The following is a 7211-nucleotide window of genomic DNA, read 5'->3' as shown; positions in this document are numbered from 1 at the left end:
AACCGGTGGGCCAGCTCGGCAATCGGCGCGACCTCGGCGATCACGCGGGCCACCAGATCGGGCATCGACTCCAGGTCGCGGAATTCGCGTTCGACTTCGTCGGGGTACTTGGTCCCGCGGGCCTGCGCGAGCGCGAGCCCGACCAAGTAGTTCGCGGCGATCTGGGCCAGGAACGTCTTCGTTGACGCCACACCGATTTCCGGGCCGGCCCGGGTGTAGAGCACCGCATCGCATTCCCGCGGGATCTGCGAGCCGTTGGTGTTGCAGATCGCCAAGACCTTGGCCTTCTGCTCCTTGGCGTGCCGCACGGCCTCCAGGGTGTCGGCGGTCTCCCCCGACTGCGAGATCGCAACCACCAGCGTGCTGCGGTCCAGTACCGGGTCGCGGTAGCGGAACTCGCTGGCCAGCTCCACCTCGACGGGCAGCCGGGTCCAGTGCTCGATCGCGTATTTGGCCAGCAGCCCGGAGTGGTAAGCGGTGCCACAGGCAACGACGAAAACCTTGTCGATCTCGCGCAGTTCCTGATCGGAGAGCCGTTGCTCGTCCAGCACGATGCGGCCGTCCACGAAGTGCCCGACCAGAGTGTCGGCGACCGCCGTCGGCTGCTCGGCGATCTCCTTGAGCATGAAGTACTCGTAGCCACCCTTTTCGGCGGCGTCCAAATCCCAGTCGATATGAAACTCCCGGTATTCGACGTCCTCGTTGCCGTGGAAATCGGTGATCCGGTAGCTGTCGGCGGTGATCGCGACGGCCTGGTCCTGACCGAGTTCGACCGCGTCGCGGGTGTGACCGATGAAGGCGGCGACGTCGGAGCCGACGAACATTTCGCCGTCGCCGATGCCGACCACCAACGGCGTGGACCGGCGCGCGGCGACGATGGTCCCAGGCTCGTCGGCGTTGGCGAACACCACGGTGAAGTGGCCCTCGAGGCGGCGCAGCACGGCCAGCACCGAAGCGGTGAAATCGCCCGCCGTCTCGCCGTGGTGGTACTCGTGGGCGACCAGGTGGACAGCGACCTCGGTGTCGGTGTCGCTGGCAAACTCGACACCGGCGGCTTCGAGCTCGTGGCGCAGGGTCGCGTAGTTCTCGATGATGCCGTTGTGGACGACGGCGATCTTGCCCGCCGCGTCGCGGTGTGGGTGAGCGTTGCGGTCGGTGGGACGTCCATGCGTGGCCCAGCGTGTGTGCCCCAGGCCTGTGTTTCCGGCCAGGGCTGCGGGGTCGGTCTCGGCGAGCGCGCTCTCCAGGTTGTCCAACCGGCCGGCGCGCCGACGGACTGTCAGATTGCCGTTTCCGTCGACCAGCGCTACGCCCGAAGAGTCGTAGCCGCGGTACTCCATCCGGCGCAGCGCGTCGACAATAACGCCAAGGGCAGGCTGATGCCCGACGTAGCCGACGATTCCGCACATAGCCCACCAGGGTAGTGCAGTCTCGGGGTCCCAGGCGCCCACCAAGGGTCCCGACAAGGCAGTGCAGCCGCCCCAACTGGGACGGCTGCACGCTGCTGACCTGCAAGAGGTCGGCTATTTATGGATTTTTTCGAGGCTGGCGACTACCGGTCTACCGGCCGTGGTGGTCAGCCCAACCGGGGCCGCCGGGGCCATGGTTATCCCAGCCTGGGCCGTGGTTGTCCCAACCCGGGCCGCGGTTATCCCAACCGGGACCGCCTTGCCAGGGGCCCTGACCATGCCAGTGGCCCTGGTCGCGGGGTTCACCGTCGAAGTAGCCGTCATCGTGGCAGCGGCCCCAGTCCCAGTTGCCTCCCCAGCCCGGGTCCCAGAACTGTCCCGGACACCAGTGATAGTCCGGGAACGGGGCCATCGGCTGGGCCTCAGCGACGCTCGCCGCGCCAACGCCGGCAAGTCCAAGACCCGAGACGATGGCAGTCGCAGCTGCGATTCGTTTGATGTTTATCACTCGTTCTTGGTACCACCCGGGACTATGCAGCTAAACCTTTAGCCCGCAAAATTTGTTATGAGTTGCTGTGAATAACATTGGTATTTAATGGGATTCAATACTGAGCGCAACCGGGCGTTGACGGTGGCGTAAGCGGCCTGGTCTGCGAACGATCCACCAAGTAGGGCAGCCGCCCCAAAGTGGGACGGCTGCACTTACCGGATCGTTGGCTGGCTCACGGATGCCACGGGCCATAGCCGTGCCAGTGGCCCTGGTCGTGCGGTTCACCGTCGAAGTAGAAGTCGTCGTGGCAGCGGCCCCCGTCCCAGTTGTGACCCCAGCCCGGGTCCCAGAACTGCCCCGGACACCAGTGGTAATCGGGCAACGGGGCGCTCGGCTGGGCTTCGGCCAGGCTCGCGGTGCCGATACCGGCAAGACCCAAGCCCGCGGTGATGGCGGTGGCAGCTGCGATTCGTTTCATCTTCATGGCACCGTCGTACCACTTCGTCGGACCGGCGAAACCGGCCTTCTCGGCGTTTTAGCTGGCTACTTGCTGTCAATCAGCTTGATATCGGCTGGCGCGCCAGTAAGGCAAGGCAATCGGGCCGATGCTGACGTGCGATACCGTCAACGGGTGGCAAAGACCCGCAAGCTCGTCGGCGCCCTTGCGCGACGTGGGCCGCACCGAGTGTTGCGCGGCGACTTGGCCTTCGCGGGATTACCCGGCGCGGTTTACACGCCCGATTCCGGTTTCAACTTGCCCGGCGTGGCGTTCGGCCACGACTGGCTCACCGGGGTCGCGCGCTATACCGGGCTGCTCGAGCACCTGGCGTCGTGGGGCATCGTCGCGGCGGCACCCGACACCGAGCGCGGGGTGGCGCCGTCGGTGTTGAACCTGGCCTTCGACTTGGGCACCGCGCTCGATATCGCCGCCGGAGTCCGACTCGGGCCCGGCCAAATCAGCGTGCATCCCGGCAAACTCGGCGTGATCGGTCACGGCTTCGGCGCCTCGGCAGCGGTATTCGCCGCCGCCGGGATGAAGGCCAAGCCCCAAGCCGTCGTCGCCCTCTACCCCGCGATGACCAACCCGCCGGCCGAGCAGCCGGCCTCGACGCTCAACGTACCGGGTGTGGTGTTCAGCGCGCCAGGATCTGCAAAAGCATTGCGCTCCAACGCCATCGAACTCTGGCAAGCCTGGGACACCGCGACGCTGCGTATCGTCGCCAAAGCACAGCCCACCGGGCTGGCCGAGGGCCGTCGGTTGACCACGGCGTTGGGCTTGGGGGCTCCAGATCGCAAGACGCAGAAGACGACCCGCGCGCTGCTGACCGGCTACCTGCTTTATGCGCTGACCGGCGACAAGACATATAGCGACTTCGCCGACCCCGACGTGCAACTTCCCAGGACCCTCCCGTTGGGAGACGAGGCCGCGCCCCTAAGCCCCGAAGAGAAGTTCGTCGCGCTACTCAAGGGCTGAGCGTTGGCGTCACTGCCCTGCTTGAGGTAGTTCATCCTCGGCGATCTCACACGGTGTCGATTCATCGGTTGGCTGCGCGGCAGCCGGTGCGGGCTGATCATCCGGCGGCCCAGCCGGTGGCTGCGGATCAAGTGGCTGCCCAACCGGTTCGGCCACAGAATCGCTTGTCGTCGGTGCATTTTCGGTGACCGGATCGACTGGCTGTTCGGCTGCTTCGACGTCGTCGACGCTCACCGGCTCAGCCTTATCGTCGCTGTCTGCGTCATCCTGCGTGTCGTCGTCGTCCGGGTCCAGGGGGTCATCGGTCAGCGCGTCATCGTTCAACGCCTCATCGGCCAGGGAAGGGCCAGACCCGGAGCCATCGCCGAGCCCGCCGGCCAATGAGCCGAGAATGCTGCCGATACTGTCGACGATGCTTCCGACGACACCACCAATGCCGCCCGCGACCCCGCCAGGCCCGCCGAGATTGCCTGCACCGGTGGACAGCCCGCTGGGATCGCCAAGCGGCGCCGCTAAATCGGCCGGCATCGTTGCCGCATCGTCGATCCCGTCGGTCGAAAGTGTCTGCGGCTCCGGAGTTGCCGGTGGCCGAACCGCCGGCGCTGCGGCGGGCACGGTTGGCGCCGGCTCGGCCGGCAGGGACGTCGTCGGTGTCGCCTCGGGGGCTGGGCGCTGCTCGAAGGCCGGTTGCCAACTCGGGCCGAAGTCGCCCGGAATATCGAAACGCACTTCGGACGTCGATGCCAACGCGTGGATAGCCTCGTCGTAGGACGCCGCCACCGACGCCGAGCCAGCGCCCATCGCGGCGATCCAGTCGTTGCGAATGTCGTTGTCCACATAGCGTTTAACCTGCCGACGAATTACCTCTTCGGCCGTCGACCGGTCCCCCGTCCCCGCCGTCACGGAGTGGCAAGCGGCCAGCCAGGACGACCGTTCCGCTGCTCGGCGCTCATCGATAGCGACCGCGTTTGCGACCTTGCCGTCGACCGACTTCCACACGTCGTCACGCAGGGCGGCATAGCGCTCAGCGGCAGCGCTGACATGTGCGGCCACCTCGGCAGCGACGTCGCAGTGGCGCTGGAGAAACCGCGTCGCGGTGTCCGCGCCCGAACCCCGCCACGCAATCGCGAGCTCGGTGACCTGTGTGCGCTGTACCCACAGCGCCTCCTCGATCGCGTTGACCGCGGCACGAAGCGCGCCGGTGTCGTCGTCGAGTATCCGCAGGTCAAGACCGACTTCGGCGTCGTACCAGTCCCAAACCTGTGACGTGTGCGCGGTGAGGTCGGGCTGCTGATAGCCGAGCTGGTGGCATGCGTCGACATAGGTCTGGGTGTGCTCGACCGCGGGCCTGCCCTCGGCCAGCCGCGCGCTGACATCGAACCGGTCGGCCATGGTCAGCCGATCCGTGCGGCGGCTAGTTGGTCGGCGTCGGCGTAGCGAATAGCACTGGCCCGCAAGGCAGCCCCGACCTCCATACTGGCCCGCGCCCACTGCATGAGCTCACCAGCGCGCCGATGCAGCGCAAACCGCAGTGCATCACCCTGACCGATGTATGCGCGCCCGGACGTGGTGCCGTCGAAGGCCAACCTGCCGAACTGGGTGCGCACCGCGCCGTCGATGAGATGTGCTGCGTCGTCGAATCGGTCCGCAACAGCGTGCACCGCCGCAGCGTCGACGAATGCGTCTCGTTGTGCCATACCGGGTTCGACGCGACGCGTCGCCGGACGGTTCCGCCTAGTGTGTGGCGCGCACCATGTCGGCGACGTGGGCGGCAAGGCGGTGAGCGACGTGCTCGTCGTCGGCTTCCACCATGACCCGGATCATCTGTTCGGTTCCGGAGGGGCGCAACAGAATTCGACCGGTGTCGCCCAGTTCGTCTTCGGCCTGCTGAACGGCGTCGCGTACCGACGGCGCGGCAACGGCAGCGACCTTGTCGGCAACCCCGACGTTGATCAGCACCTGCGGCATGGTGTGCATCGCCGAGGCAAGGCTGGCCAGCGATTCGCCGGTCTGGGCCACTCGCGACATCAGCCGCAGACCGGTCAGAATGCCGTCACCGGTGGTGGACAACGTGGGCAAGACGATGTGTCCGGACTGCTCGCCGCCGAGGCTGAACGGACCAGATCGCAGCTCTTCCAACACATACCGGTCGCCGACGCTGGTGGTGCGAACCTCGACTCCGGCGGCCCGCATCGCCAGGTGCAGCCCGAGATTGCTCATCACGGTGGCGACCAGCGTGTTACCGGCCAGCTCGCCGGACTCCTGCATCGCCAGCGCGAGGATCACCATGATCGCGTCGCCGTCGACGATCTCACCGGCGGCATCGACAGCCAGGCACCGGTCGGCATCGCCGTCGTGGGCCAGGCCGAGGTCGGCGCCGTGGTGCAGGACGGCTGCGCGCAGCACGTCCAGATGCGTCGAGCCGCAGCGGTCGTTGATGTTGAGGCCGTTGGGTTCGGCGTTGATAGCGATGACGCGCGCACCGGCGGCGCGGTAGGCACGCGGTGCGGCCGCCGAGGCGGCGCCGTGCGCGCAGTCGACCACCACGGTCAGCCCGTTGAGTTGGACAGTGCCGGCCTTGCCGACCTGCCGGAGATAGCGGTCCAGCGCATCCTCGGCGTCGATCACCCGGCCGAGTTCCGCGCCGACCGGACGCAGACCCGGGCCGGTTGCGACCAGATCCTCGATCTGGTCTTCGGTCGCGTCGTCGAGCTTGTGCCCGCCGGGACCGAAGATCTTGATGCCGTTGTCGGGCATCGGGTTGTGCGACGCGGAGATCATCACGCCGAAGTCGGCGTCGTAGGCGTGGGTCAGGTAGGCCACGGCCGGGGTCGGCAGCACACCGGCCCGCAGCGCGTCGACGCCCTCACTGGTCAGGCCCGCGATTACGGCGGCTTCCAGCATCTCGCCGCTTGCGCGGGGGTCGCGGCCGATCACCGCGACGGGCCGCCGTCCGCTGTTCGACCTGGTCAGCCGCCGTGCGGCCGCGGCGCCGAGGGCCAACGCGAGCTCGGCGGTGAGCTCGCGATTGGCGACCCCGCGGACGCCGTCAGTGCCGAATAGTCGACCCATGCGGACAAACCTCTCACAGTTGGTGACCGCGCACACACACGACATGGGGATTGGCCGGAGTGCCACCCAACCGGTACGCGGCCGTGATCGCCGCCTGGATCAGCGCTTGCTGTACTGAGGCGCCTTACGGGCCTTCTTCAGGCCGTACTTCTTGCGCTCGGTGGCACGCGGGTCACGCGTCAGGAAGCCGGCCTTCTTCAGCGCCGGCCGGTCCTCGGGCTGGACCAGGATCAATGCCCGCGAGATCGCCAGGCGCAGCGCGCCGGCCTGGCCGGAGGGGCCGCCGCCGTCCAGGTGGGCGAAGATGTCGAAGCTCTCGGCCCGATCGACGGTGACCAGCGGCGCCTTGATCAGCTGCTGGTGCACCTTGTTCGGGAAGTAGGCTTCCAGGGAGCGGCCGTCCAGGTCGAACTTGCCGCTGCCGGGCACCAGACGGACCCGCACGACGGCTTCCTTGCGGCGGCCGACGGTCTGGATCGGACGCTCGATGACGATGTCCTCGCGCGGGGCCGGCGCTGCGGCCGCGGCGGGCTCAGCGGTCTCGACGGTTTCTTCGACCACGACCTCGGTCTCGGTCTCGGTTCCTGCGGTCTCTGTCATTGGGCCACCTGCTTGATCTCGTACGGAGTCGGCTGCTGAGCAGCGTGCGGATGCTGCGGACCGGCGTAGACGTGCAGCTTGCGCTTGATCTGGCGGCCGAGCTTGTTCTTGGGGATCATGCCGACGATCGCCTTCTCGACGACCCGATCGGGGTGCTTGTCCAGCA

At 67.4% G+C, this 7211-nt stretch carries 9 protein-coding genes; 1 reads left to right on the top strand and 8 read right to left on the bottom strand.

From position 1 onward, the window contains the following. The 3 genes from glmS to VN856_RS07460 form a co-directional block, all read right to left on the bottom strand. Window positions 1-1409 (bottom strand): glutamine--fructose-6-phosphate transaminase (isomerizing) (gene glmS, locus VN856_RS07470; protein WP_325687639.1); only part of this gene is annotated, 1409 nt, incomplete at its 3' end. 151 nt (window positions 1410-1560) lie between these two features. Further along, entirely contained in the window at window positions 1561-1917 is a 357-nt protein-coding gene (locus tag VN856_RS07465) for a hypothetical protein (RefSeq protein ID WP_325687637.1), read from the bottom strand. Window positions 1918-2131: 214 nt separating this feature from the next. Continuing rightward, window positions 2132-2377 (bottom strand): hypothetical protein, encoded by a 246-nt coding sequence (locus VN856_RS07460; RefSeq protein ID WP_414686897.1) that lies wholly within the window; start codon window positions 2375-2377, stop codon window positions 2132-2134. A 153-nt stretch (window positions 2378-2530) separates the two neighbouring features. Between VN856_RS07460 and VN856_RS07455 the strand changes: the two genes are divergently transcribed. After that, entirely contained in the window at window positions 2531-3373 is an 843-nt protein-coding gene (locus VN856_RS07455; protein WP_325687633.1) for a hypothetical protein, read from the top strand. A 9-nt stretch (window positions 3374-3382) separates the two neighbouring features. On the opposite strand, the gene VN856_RS07450 is transcribed toward VN856_RS07455, so the two are convergent. From VN856_RS07450 to VN856_RS07430, 5 genes are all read right to left on the bottom strand, one after another. Beyond that, window positions 3383-4765, bottom strand: a complete 1383-nt coding sequence (locus tag VN856_RS07450; RefSeq protein WP_325687631.1) for a hypothetical protein — start codon at window positions 4763-4765, stop codon at window positions 3383-3385. A 2-nt stretch (window positions 4766-4767) separates the two neighbouring features. Beyond that, window positions 4768-5070, bottom strand: coding sequence for a type VII secretion target (locus tag VN856_RS07445; protein WP_325687629.1), 303 nt, complete (start codon window positions 5068-5070; stop codon window positions 4768-4770). A gap of 37 nt (window positions 5071-5107) precedes the next feature. Then, window positions 5108-6445 (bottom strand): phosphoglucosamine mutase, encoded by a 1338-nt coding sequence (glmM, locus tag VN856_RS07440; protein WP_325687627.1) that lies wholly within the window; start codon window positions 6443-6445, stop codon window positions 5108-5110. 99 nt (window positions 6446-6544) lie between these two features. Next, window positions 6545-7045: a 30S ribosomal protein S9 gene (gene rpsI / locus VN856_RS07435; protein ID WP_325687625.1), complete on the bottom strand. Its 501-nt coding sequence runs from the start codon at window positions 7043-7045 to the stop codon at window positions 6545-6547. Further along, the coding region (locus VN856_RS07430; RefSeq protein ID WP_325687641.1) for an uL13 family ribosomal protein at window positions 7042-7211 on the bottom strand (170 nt) is incomplete at its 5' end. The genes rpsI and VN856_RS07430, both read right to left, overlap by 4 nt.

Source organism: Mycobacterium sp. (assembly GCF_035603715.1).
GTDB lineage: Bacteria > Actinomycetota > Actinomycetes > Mycobacteriales > Mycobacteriaceae > Mycobacterium.
The sequence above is the reverse complement of the archived record's forward strand: the minus strand, read 5'-3'. Positions and strand labels throughout refer to the sequence as shown.